Raw genomic sequence first — 21,025 nt, forward strand, 5'->3', positions numbered from 1 at the left:
TTTATGCGCTGTCCCTGATTCAGCAAGCATTGTAGATCGGTTGTCACCCTTTAAGGGCTTGAAGGTTAGTCGGTTGCTCCCCTTTGGCGTCCCTTGTCGGGTAGGTTAGTCGGTTCAGGGGTGAGCTACTCCAACCCAAAACCAACTCCAAACCAACCCAAAATAAACCAACCAATTCCCCCTAACCCTAATAACACCGGAGTCAACCAATTCCCCCACTGCACATACAACGTCTGAGTCTGTCGTCGATAAATTGTATCTGCGTGCAACTCATAGGTATTAATCCCGGATAGCCATACTGTTTTGCCATGGGGGTCTACAATACCGGAATAGCCCGTATTGGTTGCTCTAACAGCCCACCTATCTGTTTCAATGGAGCGCATTACATCTTGAGCATGGTGCTGGGCAGGCATTGTATTACTGTAATGGGCATTATTGGATGCAGTGAGGATAAACTGCCCACCAGCGGCAGCTTGATAGCGGAAGTGCTCGGGAAAAGCTGACTCATAACAAATTCCTACCACTGCTTGACCAAAAGGTGTTTCTAATAACTGGTCAGGTTTACCTGCTGCTAAATGAGCATCAAGAGGGGATAATCGGTCAATTAAACGTCCTAGGAATTCTTCAAAAGGAATATATTCTCCTAAGGGCACTAATTTCACCTTATCGTAACGGCTGAAGGTTTCACCAGTACCGGTGACAGTAAACAAACTATTGGTAAGGCTACGCCCTCTTTGCCCATAGCCTCCTACCCAAACTAAAACCCCTTTATCTAATATTGCTGAGTAGAAAGAACTAACAGTGCGAACCTGTTCTTCCCAAAGAAAAGGTAAGGCAGTTTCAGGAGTTAGCACTGCGTCTACTTTTTGATCTGCCAATGTCTGGTATCCAGTAGTGTAACCTTTTATAGCACGCTGCCAGCCAGCGGAGTAAAGTTTGATTTCATTGGGGATATTTCCTTGAATAATACCGACTTTAATAGCAGAATCTTTTGATTGATCAATTGGTTGGTTATACAGTAACCATCCCAGCAGATGTAAGCTAATTAATAACCCGATTGCTATACCGAAAAGGGTTAAAGGTTTGTAGTGGTTTAATGTTGAAGGTTGAAGGTTTTGAGGGGTTGAAGGTTGAAGGTTTTGAGGGGTTGAAGGTTCAAGGTTTTGAGGGGTTGAAGGTTGAAGGTTTTGAGGGGTTGAAGGTTCAAGCTTGTTGTGATCACTTTCAACGTTAAACCTGCCAACGTTAAACCTGCCAACCTTGGCCAAAAGGCCACGCTTTCGGCAAAGCCGACGCTGCGCGAACGCGAACAACTGATTAAGGGTTAACCCGCTTTCAGCAATTAAACCATTGACCGCGACAATAGCTGCTGTAACTGTTATTGGACCGGATAATTGACCGAGGTGCAAAATTATCAGGTTATGGGGACTTTGGGTATAGGATAAGCCAGACCAGTACAGGGGACTCATACTCCAGAGGGTTTCTATGACACACCACAAGCCTGTACCAATTAGAACCCGCAAGCAGGAGGTTAAAAGAACATAGTTTTGAGTGGGGGTAGGAAGATTTATATCAGGATTTATATTACGTTTTTGTGTAGCTTTGGTGGATGGGAATTTACAGCGGTTTTCAGATGAATTGACCTCATTACCTTTAGCTGCAAGCCCCCTAAATCCCCCAATTCTGGGGGACTTTAACTCAAGAACCCCCCAAAGTTGGGGGGTTAGGGGGGCGAAACTTGCTGTAAAGTATCGGCAACGTTTACCCAACTATCAACCGACTACTCCTTCACCAAAGTCGGGAACGGAACTGTATTACCAACGATTAGCTGCCCTCAGAGCTGGCAAACTTTATACTCGCTTACCTGCTCATAGTTTTTCATCGTTTTGGGCAAAGGGATTAAATCACAAAGGAGTCCCTCTCACAAAACCTACCTATCAGCAGTGGAAACAACTCCTGGCACAGGAAGCCAGAGCTGTTGCCTACGGACAGGGTAACAATCGTCTGTCTATGGTAGTGGGAGATTCCCTAAGTTTGTGGTTACCCGCACAGGGATTACCTAACTATCAACTGTGGCTCAATCAAGGCATTTCTGGTGAGAATACCAGTCAAATTTTGAGTCGATTATCGGCATTTTCCCAGACTCGTCCTGATACAATTTATGTGATGGCAGGTATCAATGATTTGCGTCAGGGGAAAACCGATCAAGTTATTGTCAACAATCTGCGCCAGATTACTCGTCAATTGCGGCAAAATCACCCACAAGCTCAACTGATTATCCAGTCGATTTTACCGACACGAGCTACTGCTATTTCTAATCAGCGCATTCGTAATCTTAATCAACAAATTGCTCAGATTGCTCAACAAGAAGGAGCAGCCTATCTCAATCTTCACAAGTTGTTTACTGATAGTAAAGGTCAGATGGAGCCAAACTTGACAACCGATGGTATTCATTTAACGCCTCTTGGCTATCAGGTTTGGCAAGAGGCGCTACAGTATACAGAATCGTTGATTGCTGCAAATCGAGCTCGTGCTTTATCGCTCTGAACGGGATTGTCGGGAAACCAGTTTTTCAAAATTAGCTTGGGTTTGCTGCAATAGTTGCTCTCGACTATCTGCTGCTTTAGTGAGGTGAGGAACTAATTTGCGGGCGTGGAGTGCCATGTGAAACTGAAGCTCGGCGACATAATCGCTAATGCCTTCACAAGCATGATCATTGTGGGGTTGAGTAGAATGCAAATCCAAAGTGTCCTCCTTGTCTAACTTAACCATTAGGTAGTTCGAGAGCGGGAAAGCTGCGTGTCCAATCAGCCCATAGGAACCGCGACTCGATGTATGTTACAGAACATATCATGGTATCCCAACGGCATATCTGATTTTGTAATGAAGTTTAAAATATTTGTTACGATTTATATAGTTTAGGTAATTTATACAACGTCGTTGTCAATTTTGTGGTAAGAAATACTGGGAAAGTAAGTAGGTGAGGTAAAAAAAGCTGAATTATGTAACGCTAGATGAAGCCTAAGATTTTTAGGAAAATCTAAAGCCCTCAGCTTTATACCCCCCAGCTTCAGGCTGAACTTCGACTTGATCAATCACCCGATCAGACGGTCGGTGATTTGATACCCAAAGTGCCTGAGTGCGATCGCTATTTACTTTACGCCAAAAGTCTATATCTGCTCTGTCCTCTGCATGCATCGGGTGTAGCAACGGACAGCTGTATGGACGATCTTTGGTGATGCACAATACCAGTTAGACAATAAACCACATGAGTTTAAGCAAATCAGAATATAATAAATCTGCCTATTTCTATGATGAGATAATGAATTCATTCAAAATGGATTTTTCTCTCTATGAGGACTTAATTGAAATAGTGAAGCCACAATCTATATTAGAGCTAGGTTGCGGAATGGGTCGGTTGTTCCCAATATTTATGAAAGAAGCGAAAGAAATTACTGGTATTGATTTAAGTGATGAACTGATAGATAAAGGAGAAAAATATTTTAAATTAAATAACGTTAACAACGCCAAAATTGAGTTTATTAATACAGATATGTGTTCATTTAAAATGAACAAAAAATATGACTTAATAGTTTTCGCATTATCCGTATTAAAGCACTTAAAGACCGATAGAGATAGACTTGAAGCGTTAAAAAATGCTAAAAGTCACTTAAATCAAGAAGGTTTCATTGTTATTGACCATACACCTTTTTTGTATAGTTCTCAATCTACCGATTGGATTGATGTAAAGAACTCACTAGTAGTGGACTGGTTACCGGAATCAATTGTTATTGATGGCTACCAATGGAAGAAATCTATAGAAGGTGACAAGGACATTCTTCTCTGGAGATATAACGATTCAGAAAAAACACATTTTGAAGTTAAATTTACAACTTACCGATACGATATTGACAACCTTATTCAGCATCTTAGTGAACTTGATCTGAACCATGAACTGATTCTCACAGAATGGGGAGTCAATGGTCTAAGTAATAAAGGAAAACGATTTATTGGGTTGGCAAGCTATCCAGATAACAAATACAGCCCAAAACATGACCTCCTAGAGAGGGTTATAAAACGTAATGAAAGATTATGGTCTGATCAGGATCTTTATCTTGAAAATAAAGGTGTTGCATAATGTAAGCATATGCGCTACGCGCACGCTGCGCGAACAGCCGTCAGCCGTCAGCTAAAAGCTCACGCTACTTGAGGTGCCGTCAGCTTACTTGATTCAAAAGCACCTCAAATAGTGTTCCCAATCACCCATAAGCACCTCAAGTAGCGTGGTCACAGGCCCAAAGCTGATAGCTGATAGCTGAATGCTGAATGCTTACCACTAAAATAAAGCGATTGGCCGTAGGCCACGCTACGCGAACGCATTCCCTGTAGCTGCCGATTCACGTAATGCATCTGCAACCTTGAGAGTATAACAACTATCTACTGGGGAGACATACAGGGGTGTTCCTTTAACTAGATGGTCAATTACCATAGCGGTATCTTTAAGAAACAAACCCCGTCGCCCTGCTACTTCAATTGGTTTGCTTTCCTCTGCCTTAATCAGATTACCTTGGTCTCCCTCAAACAGCAGTGTGCCTTGGTCTCCATGGACTTCAAAATTCCGTAACCTCTGCCAGAACATTTCCCCTTTACCATAGGTAATATCTGCGATTAGACCACTAGTAAAGCGCAGTTGGGCATTACATAGACAGGCAGTAAAGTACTGATCACCAGCATCCCAAAACTGGGATTGACAATACACAGAAGCGACTTCACCAAACAAGTCTGTAAAGCGGTGAATGCGAGAAAGAGCACCAATGAAGGGAAAGCCAAATAGTTCCAGATTGTATGTCCAGCTGCGGGGTGCAGGGTGTTTGGGCGCAATAGTTACGTAACGGGCATAAACCGGTTGACCAATTTTGGGCAAGGATTGGCGCAAGGCTTGATGCAAGCCCCCTAAAAGCTCAATATGTTCTACATGGAGGAGCTTGCCCTTAGCGTTGGCAAGGGTAATCAGGGATTCGGCTTCTTTGGGGTCAAGGGAAAGGGGATATTCAGTGACAACATGTTTCCCAGCATTAAGAGCAGCACGGGCAATTTGGCCATGATCCCGATTAATCGTGCTAATAAATACTAGATCAAGCTCCGGGTGTTCTACCAATTGCTGCCAGGAATCCACCACTGTCGTGCCGTGGGTTTCAGCAAACTCTTGGGTTTTGGCAGGGGTATGACCACAGACCGCCAGTAAATGCGATCGCGAATCTGCTTGCAATGTCTGCGCTCGGAGCTTAGCCGCAAACCCAGTACCAACAATACCAGCTTTAATTGGGAGATCAGTAATACTGTTTGTCACAAGGAATTATCAAGGATTAAGGGTGATTGTGAACATACTCCCTTAAGGAAAGGCAAGAGGCAAGAGGCAAGAGGTAATAGGTAATAGGTAATAGGCAATAGGCAATAGGCAATAGGCAATAGGCAATAGGCAATAGGGAAAAATTCCCACGACACTTACCGCGCCCCCGCCCCATCTCCCCATCTCCCCATCTCCCCATCTGTCCATCTTTCCACCCTCACCACTCCCACACCGATTGCTAGATCAAGTCGCGGGAGCGCCTGGTGGTTGCTGCTGAGTATAAATATTGGTTTGGGTGCCGTTGTTAGCCCATTGACGATAATCCAATAACAGCTGCTTCATCAACGTTTGCTTAATCCTGAGCAAAACGCTTTTAAGCAAACCATTGCCAGTGGTTTCTAAGATTGGCTTGGGAGTTAGGGAAAAAGGTAAAGGCACATCAACCTTGACAGTTAAATCGGCTCTGCCTGTGAGCTTAGTCACTCCTTGATCTTCCCAAGGATGCAGTTTTCCGGTTAATTCTAGGGCAAAGCGTTGATTGATGTAGTCCAATCCCAGAATTTTACAACCGACAGACCTCAGATGAACGGTAGCGTCAGATTCCGCCCACACTTCCAGATCTACCGTGGGCTGAAATGTCAAGGACATAAAGTGTAATGGATTCATTTTCAGGCGAAAACGCTTCTGAGTCAGTTGTTGGATGCGATTCAGGTCTGCGATCGCATAAACTATCCGTTCCGGCTGACGCAAGTAGTGCTGAATCGGCACAGATTCCTGTGGCACAGTCATTTCCACACACTGGGAAGCAAAAAACTGGGTGGTCATAGAGGAAAAAACACTCAATCGATGTATGGCTTTACTTAATATTAGTTTACAATTCTTCAGTTTTGGTATTATACTTTTCATTTTACCGGAGCATGCTACCCCAGAGAGTACTTTTCTTTCATTTTCTAGAGATTTTTCTATAGATTTCTAAAGCGTCGCCAATTTGGCGACAAGTCTAATTTCAACCGTTACTGATACTCTCACAGGTGGAGATGGTAACGATACCCTCAACGGTGGGGATGGTAATGATGTAATTGATGGGAAAAATGGCGATGATTCTCTTTACGGCAACGCAGGTAATGATGCGATCGCTGGTGGCCGTGGATATGGTTCTAGGACAGCTGGTTTTGCAGAGGTTTCCCTTAGCCAATTCGACTACAATCAAAACACAGGTATTCTCTCTTTTGAAAACAAAGAGTTTGCTCAGTTACAAGCAGGGACTGATTTCATAGTAGACCGTGATGTGATTTTAAGTATTAACTAGCTTGCTCAATTAACCCTAACGGCAACTCCTCTAACTGTTTCAACTCCAACTCTCCCTCAAATATCTCATCAATCGCCAGCATTTGACCATCAATCGTCATCAACTTATGATCGTTTGTAGCTCGAATCACTGAGCCATCTTCGAGAGTATATTCAAACACCTCTTGCTCTCCCCGGTTATGCCACTGAGCAATAGGTTGGGTATAAACATAGCCATTACTATCAACGCTATAAACAGTACATAGGATACCTTTCTCAACAATCTCACCAATCGCCATCGGACCATACTCTACTGTGATAATCTCCGTATCATAGCTGAGACAATATTCAGCAAATTTAATCATTTGGTCAAATAACTCCTCAGCTATGTCTTGAGTTACGCCATTTTTGGTTGAACCATCAATAAAAATTTCCCGATGCTTCTGCATCTCAGCCACTTTCTTCTTACCCATACAATTGTGAGCAATAAAGTCATTGGCAATAAAGTTATGAGTTTCAGCAATACTTAAATCAAAAACCTCCTCTTGGCCAAGATACTTCAGTTCAACAATTTCATCCCATAAAATATCTGAGTCAGCAATGCCTTGGTGACGTGCTAAACTCCGAGTCGCAACTGTTTGCGTTAATTCTTGTCCACTGTTCCCTGTTACCCTTTCCCTGTTACCAACTTCTGAAACAAGTCTAATGATCTTATCAGTTACCTTAACTACTTTACTATTCGAAAGTTCACGACTGTAGGGAATTGGTAATGTATTCGCTAAACCGATGGCGCTTCCTATGGTAAACTCTTTCAGAGGCTTCCATCCTAGAGTGGTGTAGAAAAGATGATCATCCGTGGCGCGAATGTTGCGGTTAGTTTTGGTAGTAATCTCCCAAACATCACGAATCCCATTAGGATGAATTTCGATAATTGGTCGTTGGGTAATTTTTTGGGTCTTTAAATCCAGGGAAAAAACCTTTCGTCCCAACCAGTAACTAGATTTAGAAGCAATCTCCCTCAGGGAAACTAAACGACCGGTTGCTGGATCCACGATCTCAGTTGATCCACTCAAACACCGCCTCAGTAAATCCGCTTGACCTAGAGAATAACCGGCCAAATCCTGCGCCATCCGCATGATGCTTTCCTGAAAGCAGTTATGAACGACTACGCCATGAGCCAGAAAGTATGGCGAAGATTGTTCCTCCATTTGTAGATCAAAACACTCCTGTTGCCCACTCTCTTCAACAGCGGTAACATAAACTATCCGAACATCCCAGTCTCCAACCCTTGTCTTGTACTGTGACTCTTTAGGTCTGGCTAGCGTTGCCTGTGGAGATGACTCTTTGACTAGCGTTCTAGTTACTAAACCCAAGTGAGCATCATTTGGCCACAATTTTTTACTGTTGCTCGCTCCGGGATATTTTTCATAAACTTGAGAAGCCAAACCATTAGCATTCTTGACGACCGGGTTTGCTGGTTTCAGCTCATAGGCAAATTTATCTCCATCTGGTGTTAAAAAGCGATGGTTTTTACTGGAATAGATAACTGTACCGCTAGATAGGGTAATTTTCAGGATGTCTTTGATACCACTGCGCCATTGCTTGGCTACCCTTGCTGCCCAAACTCGTTTACCATCAGAGGTTAATACTAGGTCGCCAGATTTAATTTCTTCAATGGGCACATAAGAACCATCGGGCTGATCAATTAACGTACCTTTCGGTAAACATAGAATTCCATAAGTCTCCCTTAAAATAGGCTCTAATAGAGGATGTTGATACTCTACTTTTTCCCGACCATGTTTACGATTAATAAACTGAGGAATCAGACCAGCATCTAGAGGACCAGGACGATAAAGAGCTAAAATTGAAGAAATATCTTCAATACTGTCAGGTTTCAGGTCTCGCACTACCTGACGCATTCCCGAAGATTCTAATTGGAATACTCCTTCTAACTGACCTTTTTCTAGGAGCTCGTAAGTTTTTTGAATATCTAGGGGTTTTTTCTTCTGTTCACCCTTGTCTAAAATTTTCTTAGCTTTAATTTCATCTAGGGGAATCTGATCTAAATCGAGTTTAAGATTTTGAGTCTTTTCAACTAACTCTTTGGTTTTCTGAATAGTGGTTAAGTTCTTTAGTCCTAAAAAATCCATTTTCAGGAGTCCCAGAGCTTCCAGGTCTTCCATATAATACTGGGTAATCACTGCACCATCATTATTCAGTTGTAATGGCACAATTTCATCTAACGGATCTGCTGAAATAACCACACCAGCAGCATGGACACCAAAAGTTTTATTTGTCCCTTCTATCCGAATCGCCATATCCACCCAGCGATGAACTTCCGGATCTTGATCGTAAGCCTCTTTAAACTCTGGTGTTGGTGTCTGATCAGAAATCATCACTGAGAGTTTGGCTGGCTTACCTCGCGCTACTGGAATCATCTTAGCCATACGATTAGAGTCTTGGTAAGAAATTCCTAACACTCTCGCTACATCTTTTAATACCGCTTTAGAGGTCATGCGGTTAAATGTAATAATCTGGGCTACTCGGTCTTCACCATAGAGATTGGTGACATATTTAATCACCTCATCCCGTCTTTCAATGCAGAAATCTGTGTCAATATCTGGCATTGATTTCCGCTCTGGATTGAGAAACCGCTCGAACAGTAGCCCATGATGTACGGGGTCAATGTTGGTAATTTCTAGGACATAAGCCACTAGGGAACCTGCTGCGGAACCACGACCGGGACCAACGGGAATATCATTGTCTCTGGCATATTTAATGTAGTCCCAAACCACTAAAAAGTAAGTAGAGAATCCCATCTGCTGGAGCATTTTTAACTCATACTCCAGCCGGGCTTTATACACTGGATCAATTTCACTACGAGAGCGACACTTTAGCCGCTTCATCAGTCCATTCCAGGTAATTTCTTCTAAATAGGTGTCAGGGGTATAATCCTTGGATACCTTGTAGTGTGGGATGCGAGGCTCCCCCATAATATTGTAGTGCTTGACTTTATCTGCCACTTCTAAGGTATTTGCGATCGCATCCTCTATCACCTGGGACGGTAAGTGATCTCGAAACAGCCGCTTCATTTCCTCTGCTGACTTGAGATACTCCGTGCCACTATAGCGCATCCGTTTCTCTTCCGTAACCAGTTTAGCGGTTTGAATACACAGCAAAGCGTCATGAGCTTCTACGTCATAGCAGGAGATAAAGTGGGAGTCATTAGTCGCAATAATTTTAATTCCTAATTCACTGGCGATTTTGACAATAGCAACATTAACCACTCGGTCTTCTACAGAGCCGTGGTCTTGAATCTCTAAATAGTAATCATCCCCAAAAACCTCTTGGTACCACTTAGCTACTTTACGGGCTTGATCTAAGTCACCTTTTAGGATAGCTTGGGGAACTTCACCCCCCAAACAAGCACTAGTAACAATTAACCCTTCGTGATATTGCTCCAGTAATTCTTTATTAATACAGGGACGAGCAAAAATTCCTTTTCCTTGCATCCCTTTCAGGTGAGAAATAGTTGTTATTTTTACTAAGTTTTTGTAGCCTTGGGTATCTTTTGCTAAGACAACTTGATGATATTTTCGGTAACGCTTATTGACCTCAATATCCCCATTAATCACATACATCTCGTTACCGATTATCGGCTTAATGCCCTTTTTTAGGCAAACTTTAATCAGTTCAATAGCACCATACATCACACCATGATCTGTCAGTGCGATCGCAGGCATTCCCAACTCAACAGCTCGAGCCACCAATGCTGGTAGCTGAGATGCTCCATCCAGTAGGCTATAATCACTGTGAATGTGTAGACCAACAAAAGACATAGTTACTGTTAATTATAAACCGATGTTGCTGATTAATTTAATGATTAACCGACCTACGAGCCAGGTCTAGTACCAAAAAAACTAGTACCAAAAAAACTAGGACTTATCTTAAGCACGGAAATCAGTTAAACGACTTCCAACCCTTCTCAAATCTGATGGTGGATTTTTCACCTGATTAGTATTCAAATTGCTGTTAAGTTCCCGAATACGGCGGGACAGCATACGAATAATCTTAATTGCAAATTCTGGTGTCTCATCAATGGCATCATAGAGTTGTAGCTGTGTCAACATCAAACAATGGCAAGGTTCGATTGTGGTCACAGAAGCGGAACGAGGTTCTGCATCAAACAAGGACATCTCCCCAAAGCAGGCTCCTTGCTTGAACTGTGCCAAATTGCGCTCACCAATGTGAACTCTTACCAAACCTGAGACTACAATATAAAGTTCCCTACCCTCTTCCCCTTGAGCAAAGATGGTATGGTTAGAAGGAAAGTCTAGCTCGTCCATCACAGAGGCTAGTCGCATCAGAAAATCGTCCCGCAATTCGTGAAAAATTGGGACACCCCTGATAAAAATTAAACGATCAATGCTAGATAACATTGGTTAGCGGTTGAGTTAGCGGTTGGCTGCTAGCGAATAGCCGTGCTGTAGTAAAATACAAGTTTAACCCATAGGGATAATTGTTTATAGTTAATGGCTCACTAGACCTAGAGGTCGAATTAAGATTCAACCACTGTACTGTGGTAATTTCAGACATTATTTCACCCCTAGGTATACTGTCCACTGCCATCAGACATTAGAGATGATGCCAGCAAAGTGTACAAAGAATAGGCAACTATTCGACCAAACTATCCGATAATCTGTTGTGCTTGAGCAGCTACCAAGGGATCTGGGTCATTCCTAAGCACTGGCAACAACTCTGCACAAGCACGAGGTGACATCTCTTTGAGATAAGCCACAACCGCTTCCCGCACAAAACCGGTAGGATGACGTAGGCAACTCATAGCCGCTGCTGGTGCTAGGGAACAGTGTGCTGCTCTGGCCACATGAAAACAACAGGCTAGGGGCCAATCTGACAGAAAATGTCGTAACTCGATTAAGCGCCGTAAGCGATCGCTTACACCCATGGGTTTATAAGGCACTAAATCCACTAGGGCAGCTAATTTTTCTTTCAGAGAACGCCGGTCTAAAATTGACAAAAATGCTTTCTTATTAGGAATATCTAGGGTATTATCCAAAATTTCTAGCCCTAGGGCAATGTTTGACCGAGAATGGGATGCTAGATTAAACTCAGCTGCTTTGATGGCACTCGATGGATAAAGAAACTTCATCAGTAAGAAACACACCTCTACAAGATCTTGTTGAAGATCATTAAGCCCCTGCCGCAGCAAATCTGCCTCCAGTCCAGCTATTTTCTTTGAGGTCAAATCCAGCAGTGCGCCATAAATTTGACCCAAAAACATCAATTCTTGCTCAATTAAAGTTTCTATGCCACTACGCCCTAACTGGTTCATCACCGCTTCAATCCCAACTTCCCCTGGAATCTTGAGCAGGATCGTGAGAATATTACGACGGGTTGTCCCCCAACTACTCATCAACTGTTGCACCAAATGCTTCATAGCTTCAGGAGTACCCTTTTCAGTTAGGGCGTGGAGTCTGCCAATCTCACCGAGAGCCATCCAAGCTTGCCGCCTTACTAAGTCTGGCTTGTGAATATCTTCAGACAAAACCCTCAATAAAGGAATGGCTTCATCCCCTTGCTTGACCAACGCCATACGAGCAGCATTGCGGGTAGAGGTGTAGTAGAGTGCCTTGACTAAAGACGGATAGTACTTTTCAAATCGTTTAGCAGCAATCACCTCTAAACAAGCACAGCGTACCTTTAATGACTTATCCCTTAACAGGTCATCAATATAAACCACCAAGGATTCCAAGTAATCCATCTCTGCCAAAGCTCGGGTACCCATTAACCGTTCTTGCTCTTTTTTTGAGGTGAGCATCCGCCGCAGGGTTTTGACGGCGTCAAACTTCTCTTTTGGTGTACCCCGACCCATAATTAAAGCAGCTGCTGTAGCTCTTACGGTTGGGTCAACAGCCGGTTGTAGATAAGGCTTAATTGTCCGAATATTCAGGTCTTCCTGAGCCAGCCAAAGATAGCGCAATGCTAAGGCCAGGACTTCTACTGGTGGTCTTTGATCAATCAACCCAGACACATCTTTTAGACAATCTGGGTTGGGATAGGGCAACATCACCTCTAAACTCTGGCGCTGCAAATCTGTAGACATTTCTCCCAGCAAGGGAGAAAGAACCTTACTCGCTTTTTCCGGAGCCATTTGATACAACAGTTGAATGTAAGCAGAGCGGTTCTTCGGCTCAGTTTTCAGTCGCTTTACCGCTTCCTCAAAGACGGTCTTAGTATCCAGCAAATTGGTATTGGCAGAACCCAAACGTCCTTGCTCAGCATTGATCAGCAGCAATGAACCATAATTAGCCCGCATCAACCAGGTACTCAGCAGCCATAATAGGGCAAAAATCACTACCATTAGAATAAACACCCAATGCCGCAATGGCTCAAAATTGGGGAAAGCCCAATCCAGCAGCCCAATGGTAGCTAAAATCCCAAGACCAGTAATGCCAGTAGTCATGGGTTTGGCAATCCCTTGCACAGTAGTTTGAACCACAGAGCGTAACCCTGACGGTAAGGCTTGGAAAAGTACCGGTTCAACACTAGCAATTAAAGTAAAGCGCAATAGTTCATCTACGAATCGGAGTAAGACTACACCAATAAATAGCCCTGTTATCCAGCTAGGCAACCCAATATCAAACTTTAGCCAACTTGCCATCTTAGCTAGGGTCACTAAGCCAATCACAGATAAAGCACCAGGTAATACCATAGCGCTTAGAAAAAGACCAAAGCGATCAATCACCCGACTAGAGATAAACCATTGGGTCACCAATTCAAAAAGTCCCAACGTACCACTGAATAGACCCAGAAAACCAGCAATTGCTGAACTATCCAGGGTTTGCTCCAATTGACCCATATACTGAAATTCAATTAGGAGATACAGGGCTTCCCCTAAGATAAAAAACGCAAATAAAGGGATGACATAGCGTCTGAGGGATTGACTCGGCTGACGCACAGCAAAGTCTGGCTCCATTTCTTCCCACTGTCGTGCTGGGGAGTTAGGAAAGGCTTGCTGGTAGTGCTGACATAGATAAACCAAGATCAGTGCTCCGAGGAGCATCATGCCAGACCCAAAAGCCACCACATTGTTGAGTCCCACTAACAGCAATAATAGAGGTAATGAGAAGCCAGAGAGGACATCAGCTACCAAAAGTCCACTGGAGATGAGGGGATAAGTACGCTTAATTTCCCGAATGTTGAATAATTGATTAGCCGCTACCTGGGAATTAAGGTCATTGAGGATGTACACCGCATCCATCCACAATCGCAATAGAAAGATAGTGACTACAGTAATATAGCCATACTCAATCTCCAAGCCTAGGCGGAACACTAACAAGGGTAAGGCAGCTAGGATTGCGATCGCTACCAAGACTGACCTCAGGGGTAAAATGCTCTGCAACCAGGAGTATAATACTCCCAACCCAGAGCAGATCACGGAACTAGCAATATAAATCACCGGTAACCACTTCGCGCCATATTTCTCTAGAAACAAGGCAATGGCACTGTACTCTAACCAAAGCAGTCCAATGGAAGTGGTGGTATGGAAGGCGAACATCAACAATGTCCGCTCGCCTTCTTCTGGGCGAAGATTCACCCACTCTAGGATTGTTCTAACCCAGTCACCCTTCAGGCGAGTCGGAGATGGCAATTTCATAGAGTCCTTCGTCCTTCGTCACTAGTCCTAAGTCACTAGTCCTTGGTATTTTAAGCTGCTTGCTCCGTGCATACGTATTCAGACATGAATTCCAGGCACCTGCACATGTGGTTACCAATGACTAATGACCAATGACTAATGACCAATGACTAATGACCAATCACTAATGACCAATCACTAATGACCAATCACTGATGACCAATCACTATAACCACTATTTTTTGGGGGAGAGCAACATCATCATGTTGCGACCTTCCCGCTTAGGGGCTTGCTGGACTTCTGCCAATTCCTGTAAATCATTAGCCATGCGCTCGAGTAGTGCCATAGCTAAATTACTGTGTTGGATTTCTCGACCTCGGAAGGTAATGGTAGCTTTGACCTTATCGCCAGATTTCAGGAAGCGCTCCGCTTGATTGACCCGCACATTGTAGTCATGGTCTTCTATTTTGTAGCGCATCTTCACTTCTTTGACATCAGCCGTGTGCTGCTTCTTCTTGGCTTCACGGGCTTTCTTCTCTTGTTCAAATTTGTACTTGCCATAGTCCATGATGCGACAAACTGGCGGATCTGCCTTGTCACTAACCAGGACAAGATCTAACTCCTTTTCCTCAGCAATCCGCAGGGCATCTTGAGGTGTGATTATACCCAGCTGTGCCCCATCGGTATCAATGGCTCTAATCTTGGGAAACCTAATTCTTTCGTTAATTTGGGGTAGATCGCGTTGGCGTCTTCTATTATCACTCACAGGCGTTTGTTTATTTTCTTAAGTGGATTAATCAAAAAATAGACTTACTACATACACTTGCCATTTTACTAATTCCTTTCTTGTTTCTGTTCAAATTATTAACATCACGTAGGAAACTAAGGCCGATGGAATAGTTATAACTTACTCCTTTGCCTGATAGGGAAGGCATAATGGACACAAGAAGCTTTGTAAATATTTTTGAAGTTGAGGCAGGTTGTGACCAAATCTTTGCATTGGCAGCAACGAGTTGGTAGTCAAAGGGATTGGGTCTGGCGGGGTTGGCCGATCCGTTATACCTATTTTCGCCCACCCCAACCCCTAACTGTCCAGCCGACAACACCAGTTATTCTGCTTCATGGGTTTGGTGCTTCGGTCGGGCATTGGCGTAATAACCTAGACGTAATCGGTCAACATCATACCGTTTATGCTTTAGATCTGCTGGGTTTTGGGGCATCCCGGAAAGCTGCGGTTGACTACACCATTGACCTTTGGGTAGCTCAGGTTTATGAATTTTGGCAAACATTTATCCAAAAACCCGTAGTGTTAGTAGGTAACTCCATTGGTTCCCTAGTTGGTCTAGGAGCAGCAGCAACCCATCCAGAGATGGTTAAAGGTCTGGTGATGATTAATTTACCAGATTTCCAAGCCCGAGAAGAAGCCATTCCTAGTTGGCTCGGACCGATAGTCTCAACAGTTGAGAATCTAGTGGCATCACCAGTGCTACTCAAAGCCCTATTTTACGTAGTACGACGTCCAACGGTTGTTCGTAAGTGGGCAGGGTTAGCTTATGCTAATCCAGAGGCAGTTACAGATGATTTAGTAGAAATTCTGAGTGTCCCTGCCACCGATCCTGGAGCTGCGGCAACCTTTAGTAGACTTTTGAGAGGGATGAGTGCTCCTAACTTTAGTCTACCGGTCAAATCCCTATTACCTACATTAGATATTCCTATGCTATTGATGTGGGGACTAAAAGACCGAATGATTCCCCCCATCTTAGCTCGCAAGTTTGTTAAACTCAATCCTAATTTAGAGCTATTGGAGTTAGATCATGCTGGTCACTGTCCCCACGATGAATGTCCGGAACAGGTGAATCTGATCCTGTTAGAGTGGCTAGGAGCTAAGGTTTGATTATCCCCACAATTGGTATTAGCCGACGCTCACTTGATCAGTGTCAACCTCCGTGCAACCATCTACACCTGAGGCAACATCAACCATCTTATCTAGAACCTCCTGGCTAGCTACTTCTCCTTTCAGCACAACTTTACCGCCAGTTTGAGCAACCCAGAGCCTCTCCTCGTCATCCAGGTCGTTGTCTTGGTCAAAAGCCCAAACAACTCGCTTGGCAAGGCCGCTTTGGTCGTATTCTCCATTTAACCCCAGTCGTTCTGGGGGAATGTCATCTCCTGCTGGTGCATCTTCTGAAGGGGTACTAGCTGCGGCAGCTTCCTCTGGGCTTCCAAATCCAAAAAGTCGTTGTAACCAACCCATAAATATTGTGTTTCACTCCAATCAGTTTTTATCGATTTTTATGTTACCGAGGAATTTGGCAATTAGCTGCCTAGTTTCAGAAAAAATATATCTTTAGATACAGCACACTGTTACTAGAGTTCTTGGTTACTCAAAACCTGGATAAAATGGTAGTTGGTTTACCGTTGACCGTTGACGCTTAGCTTCAAAAAACTTAACAGTTAACCGTTGCTCATCCCTTATCCCCCCTTAAAAAAGGGCTAGTCAACACTTAACCACTCAACAGTCTCACCAAGAAATCACGTTGATAGCAATTTAGGCAGCACACGCCCCCACCACTCCCAAGTCAAACTATGAAACATACCCTTTCCGTTTTAGTTGAAGATGAAGCCGGTGTTCTAACTCGCATTGCTGGTTTATTTGCCCGTAGAGGCTTCAATATCGAAAGTCTTGCCGTTGGACCAACTGAGCAGGTTGGTATATCTCGAATTACGATGGTAGTACCTGGAGATGACAGCAGCATTGAGCAGCTGACTAAGCAACTCTATAAGCTAATTAATGTCCTCAAAGTACAGGATATTACCACAATTCCCTGTGTCGAAAGGGAGTTGATGCTGCTCAAGGTTAACACTACTAGTTCCACCCGCTCGGAGATTCTTGAATTAGCCCAGGTGTTTCGTGCCCATATCGTAGATACATCTGAGGAGTCACTAACTCTAGAAGTTGTGGGAGACCCAGGTAAAATGGTAGCACTGACCCAAATGCTGAATAAGTTTGGTATCCGCGAAATTGCCCGGACTGGCAAAATCGCCCTAACCCGAGAATCGGGAGTCAATACTGAATATCTCAAGTCTTTGGAGGCAAAAGTTTAATTAGTCATTAGTCATTAGTCATTGGTCGTTAGTCATTGGTGATTGGTTCGTCTCTTTTGCCTGCAAGCCTTTATGATATGAACCTACAGGAATTGCGATCGCAAATTCTGTTCCCTTACCGGGATTAGAGGTACATAGGATTTGACCGCCATGCTGTTCAACAACGATTTTCCGGCAGATATCTAGCCCTAAGCCAGTTCCCTTGTCGATTGATTTGGTGGTGAAGAATGGTTCAAATATCTTCTGTTTAACCTCTTCTGTCATTCCCGGACCATTATCGATGATTCTGATCACGACCTGTCCACCAGAACTGTCCCCAAGATCACCATTGCTGCCTATAAATTCTGTCCGAATGGTGATATTAGGCAGTGCTGGTGTCTTTTGATTTACACCTTGCGGGGAATCAGAAGACTGAGGGGAAACTCGAACCTTAAACCTGTCTACCTGAACAGGTGAAGAACCTCTAACAAAGAACCTATTAACCTGTGCCTCTTCTAGAGCATCAATGGCATTGCACAGCAGGTTCATCAACACTTGGTTGATTGGACCAGAGTAGCACTCCACTAAAGGGAGTTTTCCATAGTCCTTGGTCACGGTAATCCCGGGATTGTTTCCTTTGGGCTTTAAGCGATTATGGAGGATAGTCAGAGTACTATCAATCCCTTGATGAATATTCACGCGCTGCTTTTCATCGGTCTGCTGTCGGGAAAAGTGGCGCACTGACTGCACAATCTGTTGCAAGCGTTCTGCACCTAATCCCATGGATGATAGGGCTTTGGGAAAATCTTGGATTAGGAAATCTAGGTCAATTGCATCGGCGTACTGTTGAATTTCGGCTACAGGCTGGGGATAGTGTTTGACATATAATCCCAACAGTCTTAATAAATCTTCGCTATAGTCCCTTGCTGGAGTCACATTTCCACAGATAAAGTTAAGTGGATTGTTGATTTCGTGAACAACACCAGCGCATAACTGTCCTAAGGTGGACATTGTTTCACTTTGCTTTAACTGCTCTTGAGCCAGTTGCAGCTTCTTTAAGACATTCTCCAGTTCCTGGCTTTGGGCTTCTAATTTTGCTTGTGCTGCTTGTAAAGCTGCTTCAGTTAATTTTTGTTTAGTAATATCTTTTACAAAACCTTCGTAGTATAGAATGTAACCAGTAGCATCACGCACTGCCCAAGCACTTTCGCAAATCCACATTAGGGTGCCGTCTTGGCGATAGACCTGGGATTCAAAATCCTCTACCAAACCCCTCAAGTGCAGTAGTTCAAGGAATTGATAGCGTCGCTGGGGATCTTTGTGAAGGTACTCCCCAACACCAGTTACATGACTGAGGAATTGGTTAGGTGATTCATAGCCATATAGTCTAGCTAGTGATGGGTTGCAGGCTATATAGTAACCATCAGGGGTAATTTTAAAGATACCATCAGTGGAGTTTTCAAATAGAGACCGATATCTCTGTTGGACTGCTAAGAGAGATTTTTCCACTCTTTTACGGTCAATTATTGGCTCAGCTAGTGTCTGATTGGTAGGTTGCCAACTAGTTTTCCACTTGGTGAAGTTTTTATGAACCGTTGGATTAGGTTTGACCCGCTTGCCAGAGCTAGGGGGTAAAGTTCTGCGACTGATTAACATAGATTGTTGCCTCACCTTTTTCCCTCACGACCATTACTATTGAGCATTTTAGCTGCCTGTTGAAGGATGGGTTTCCGCTACAGACTATAGTATTTGCTGTTGGGGAATTGTGCCATCCCTGAGCGGTTGTTTAAAAAAATATTAACTAAACTGCTCCGAATTTAAATAAATTTAACATACATCTCCCCTTGACAACAGTCAAATTAAGAAGGTTTTTTTCCCAAGTTACGCACTGTAGTCAAATATTGTCCTAGAAAGGGTAATCCACCAATGGCGGGAAGTAGGTAGCGGGAAGTACACAGCAACCCTAAGGCGGCAGCTGTAGCAGCCGGAAAATAGGGTTGGTAGAAGAAAATTAGCGCAGCGTCACGGGTGCCAACCCCCGCAAAGGTTAGTGGTAACAATCCCGCTAAAATGGCTAGGGGGGACAGAGCGAGATTGGTTAAAAAGGGTGTCCAGGCGTTGAGGGCGAGGATAAATAACCAAATTTGCAATAAGTGTAAGAACCAGATAAAAATTGAAGTTAGGGTAATTTTGAATAACTGCTTGGGGTCATGCCAGAAGTAGCCGTGCATTTCCCCCCAAGAAGTTTGCATTTTTTCTAGCTTTGAGCGGAATTTTTTGGGTGCAATTTTTTTTGTCAGCAAGAAAAATAAATGGGCAAATTTGCGGGAGCTTAGCAGGAATAGCCCTAGAATTAACCCGAAAATTATCCCAGCGGTCATCAGCCAAAAGAAGTCATTTTTGCCCGGATATAGTAATAAACCAAAGACACACCATAGCAGTAGAGACAGCATGTCACAAGCTTTTTCGAAAATCACGATGGCTAACGACAAGCTCCCAGCTAAATTACCCCGCTGCTTCATAAAGTAGGCTTTAGCAATATCTCCCATTTTGGAGGGCAAGACCATATTCAGGGTACTGGCAGCTAAAATCAGGCGATTGGCTTCCCAAAATCGGAGTTGGGAACCTGTAGGCATTAGTTGTTGCAGTCGCCAAGCCGTAAACAGGGTGATCGGAATCACCATGCCCAGACTAATCGCCATCCACATGCGATCGCATTCTTTAAATACAGCGATCAGTTCGGGAAAGTCAATTTTGGTATAAATTACCCCTAGGATGATTAGGCTGATGGCAATGGAGATTAGTCGTTTCATGGATTAGCAGCAAAAGGCAAAAGGCAAAAGGCAACCGGCAACGGTCAACCTTCAATCTACCCTAGGGGAACGCCAAAGGCGAACAACCTTCAACATCTGATGCTAACCAAAAACTTTAGTCAGAATTTCAACAGCTGGGTCAACTTCTAGCCACACCGTAGCCCCACAATGCTTAGGACAATTGGGTTGATAAACTAAGCGAGATGGGCCTTTGATTTCTACATAATGACCGTAGGTGTTGCGGTTGCCTTGTTTGACGGTCAGGACAGGCTTGTAAGTATCGTATTTTCTATTTTCCTTAATAATTTGCTGGTTGACGTGGATGTAAGTCGCCACCTTTTGAGCAACTTTTTTCCAGGTTCCTTTTGGTCCACGCTTACCAGGAATGACTCTGGGCATGCCGTTAAATAGGGGAATTTGCCAAAATCTGCCAACTTTTTGAGCGCCTTTAATTCTGCCGCTTTTCAGGAGTTGGCGAACTCGTTGGACACAAATTCCTAAAAGATAAGCTGCTTGAGTGGTTCCAATTGTAGTTATCTGTTGTGCTGCCATGTCTTTGCCTTTTAGTCTAGCGCTATTGTTTGTTCATGATTTGACTATAACACAGATTTTTAAATAGCGCTAGTGTTTTGGTAAAAAATGTTACATAATTTAATAGTATGTTGTTTATATAGTGTTATAAGTTTGAGTTTAGAGTGGAAAGTAAAGTACTAGATCGTTGAGGTAGTTTGATTAATCTTATTAGTAAAATTACTATAGCGCTATTGCTTTTTGGGACAGGTGATCTAAACAGTATTGGCAATAAATTAAATAGCGCTATAGTTTAATCATCAG

At 43.5% G+C, this 21,025-nt stretch carries 19 protein-coding genes; 5 read left to right on the forward strand and 14 right to left on the reverse strand.

The window, feature by feature from the left end:
- Positions 1-125: 125 nt before the first annotated feature.
- The gene (gene lnt / locus BJP37_RS42695) at positions 126-1,682 is read right to left on the reverse strand and encodes an apolipoprotein N-acyltransferase (RefSeq protein ID WP_229415584.1); all 1,557 of its coding nucleotides are present in this window, start codon (positions 1,680-1,682) and stop codon (positions 126-128) included.
- Between lnt and BJP37_RS18945 the strand changes: the two genes are divergently transcribed.
- Positions 1,606-2,547, forward strand: a complete 942-nt coding sequence (locus tag BJP37_RS18945; protein ID WP_229415366.1) for a GDSL-type esterase/lipase family protein — start codon at positions 1,606-1,608, stop codon at positions 2,545-2,547. The two genes, lnt and BJP37_RS18945, sit on opposite strands and share 77 nt — an antisense overlap.
- Here BJP37_RS18945 and BJP37_RS18950 read toward each other — a convergent pair.
- Both BJP37_RS18950 and BJP37_RS39545 read right to left on the reverse strand, forming a co-directional pair.
- Complete coding sequence (locus BJP37_RS18950; RefSeq protein ID WP_229415367.1) at positions 2,536-2,772, reverse strand: hypothetical protein; 237 nt, start codon at positions 2,770-2,772, stop codon at positions 2,536-2,538. The genes BJP37_RS18945 and BJP37_RS18950 overlap by 12 nt on opposite strands.
- A gap of 258 nt (positions 2,773-3,030) precedes the next feature.
- Entirely contained in the window at positions 3,031-3,246 is a 216-nt protein-coding gene (locus BJP37_RS39545) for a hypothetical protein (protein ID WP_198954107.1), read from the reverse strand.
- Positions 3,247-3,268: 22 nt separating this feature from the next.
- Between BJP37_RS39545 and BJP37_RS18955 the strand changes: the two genes are divergently transcribed.
- Positions 3,269-4,138 carry a class I SAM-dependent DNA methyltransferase gene (locus tag BJP37_RS18955; RefSeq protein ID WP_075901058.1) on the forward strand — a complete coding sequence of 290 codons (870 nt, stop codon included), beginning with the start codon at positions 3,269-3,271 and terminating at the stop codon, positions 4,136-4,138.
- Positions 4,139-4,366: 228 nt separating this feature from the next.
- Here the strand turns inward: BJP37_RS18955 and BJP37_RS18960 are convergent, their stop codons facing one another.
- The 3 genes from BJP37_RS18960 to BJP37_RS18965 are packed head-to-tail and all read right to left on the reverse strand — an operon-like array spanning position 4,367 to position 6,175.
- The gene (locus BJP37_RS18960) at positions 4,367-5,350 is read right to left on the reverse strand and encodes a Gfo/Idh/MocA family protein (RefSeq protein WP_075901060.1); all 984 of its coding nucleotides are present in this window, start codon (positions 5,348-5,350) and stop codon (positions 4,367-4,369) included.
- Positions 5,351-5,392: 42 nt separating this feature from the next.
- Complete coding sequence (locus tag BJP37_RS39550; RefSeq protein WP_158069665.1) at positions 5,393-5,557, reverse strand: hypothetical protein; 165 nt, start codon at positions 5,555-5,557, stop codon at positions 5,393-5,395.
- 36 nt (positions 5,558-5,593) lie between these two features.
- The gene (locus tag BJP37_RS18965; protein ID WP_075901061.1) at positions 5,594-6,175 is read right to left on the reverse strand and encodes a DUF1997 domain-containing protein; all 582 of its coding nucleotides are present in this window, start codon (positions 6,173-6,175) and stop codon (positions 5,594-5,596) included.
- A 163-nt stretch (positions 6,176-6,338) separates the two neighbouring features.
- Here BJP37_RS18965 and BJP37_RS18970 point away from each other — a divergent pair, with 163 nt between their 5' ends.
- Positions 6,339-6,659 carry a calcium-binding protein gene (locus tag BJP37_RS18970; RefSeq protein ID WP_075901063.1) on the forward strand — a complete coding sequence of 107 codons (321 nt, stop codon included), beginning with the start codon at positions 6,339-6,341 and terminating at the stop codon, positions 6,657-6,659.
- Here the strand turns inward: BJP37_RS18970 and dnaE are convergent.
- From dnaE to infC, 4 genes are all read right to left on the reverse strand, one after another.
- Positions 6,652-10,476 (reverse strand): DNA polymerase III subunit alpha, encoded by a 3,825-nt coding sequence (dnaE, locus tag BJP37_RS18975; RefSeq protein WP_075901065.1) that lies wholly within the window; start codon positions 10,474-10,476, stop codon positions 6,652-6,654. The genes BJP37_RS18970 and dnaE overlap by 8 nt on opposite strands.
- A gap of 108 nt (positions 10,477-10,584) precedes the next feature.
- On the reverse strand, positions 10,585-11,076 hold the full coding sequence (locus BJP37_RS18980; protein ID WP_075901067.1) for a Crp/Fnr family transcriptional regulator: 492 nt from the start codon (positions 11,074-11,076) through the stop codon (positions 10,585-10,587).
- 248 nt (positions 11,077-11,324) lie between these two features.
- A complete protein-coding gene (locus BJP37_RS18985) occupies positions 11,325-14,315 on the reverse strand; it encodes an MFS transporter (protein ID WP_075901069.1) in 2,991 nt (996 codons plus the stop codon).
- Positions 14,316-14,529: 214 nt separating this feature from the next.
- Positions 14,530-15,060, reverse strand: a complete 531-nt coding sequence (gene infC, locus BJP37_RS18990) for a translation initiation factor IF-3 (protein ID WP_075901071.1) — start codon at positions 15,058-15,060, stop codon at positions 14,530-14,532.
- A 216-nt stretch (positions 15,061-15,276) separates the two neighbouring features.
- Here infC and BJP37_RS18995 point away from each other — a divergent pair, with 216 nt between their 5' ends.
- The gene (locus BJP37_RS18995; RefSeq protein WP_075901073.1) at positions 15,277-16,188 is read left to right on the forward strand and encodes an alpha/beta fold hydrolase; all 912 of its coding nucleotides are present in this window, start codon (positions 15,277-15,279) and stop codon (positions 16,186-16,188) included.
- 18 nt (positions 16,189-16,206) lie between these two features.
- Here BJP37_RS18995 and BJP37_RS19000 read toward each other — a convergent pair whose 3' ends face one another.
- Entirely contained in the window at positions 16,207-16,548 is a 342-nt protein-coding gene (locus BJP37_RS19000; protein ID WP_075901075.1) for a BON domain-containing protein, read from the reverse strand.
- 332 nt (positions 16,549-16,880) lie between these two features.
- Here BJP37_RS19000 and ilvN point away from each other — a divergent pair, with 332 nt between their 5' ends.
- A complete protein-coding gene (gene ilvN, locus BJP37_RS19005) occupies positions 16,881-17,399 on the forward strand; it encodes an acetolactate synthase small subunit (protein ID WP_075901077.1) in 519 nt (172 codons plus the stop codon).
- An 18-nt stretch (positions 17,400-17,417) separates the two neighbouring features.
- On the opposite strand, the gene BJP37_RS19010 is transcribed toward ilvN, so the two are convergent.
- The 3 genes from BJP37_RS19010 to BJP37_RS19020 form a co-directional block, all read right to left on the reverse strand.
- Positions 17,418-19,034: a sensor histidine kinase gene (locus BJP37_RS19010; RefSeq protein ID WP_075901079.1), complete on the reverse strand. Its 1,617-nt coding sequence runs from the start codon at positions 19,032-19,034 to the stop codon at positions 17,418-17,420.
- A gap of 203 nt (positions 19,035-19,237) precedes the next feature.
- Complete coding sequence (locus tag BJP37_RS19015) at positions 19,238-20,191, reverse strand: lysylphosphatidylglycerol synthase transmembrane domain-containing protein (RefSeq protein WP_075901081.1); 954 nt, start codon at positions 20,189-20,191, stop codon at positions 19,238-19,240.
- A 102-nt stretch (positions 20,192-20,293) separates the two neighbouring features.
- Positions 20,294-20,743, reverse strand: a complete 450-nt coding sequence (locus BJP37_RS19020; protein WP_075901083.1) for a helix-turn-helix domain-containing protein — start codon at positions 20,741-20,743, stop codon at positions 20,294-20,296.
- Between the last annotated feature and the right edge of the window lie 282 nt (positions 20,744-21,025).

It is taken from the genome of Moorena bouillonii PNG (genome assembly GCF_001942495.1).
Lineage (GTDB): Bacteria > Cyanobacteriota > Cyanobacteriia > Cyanobacteriales > Coleofasciculaceae > Moorena > Moorena bouillonii.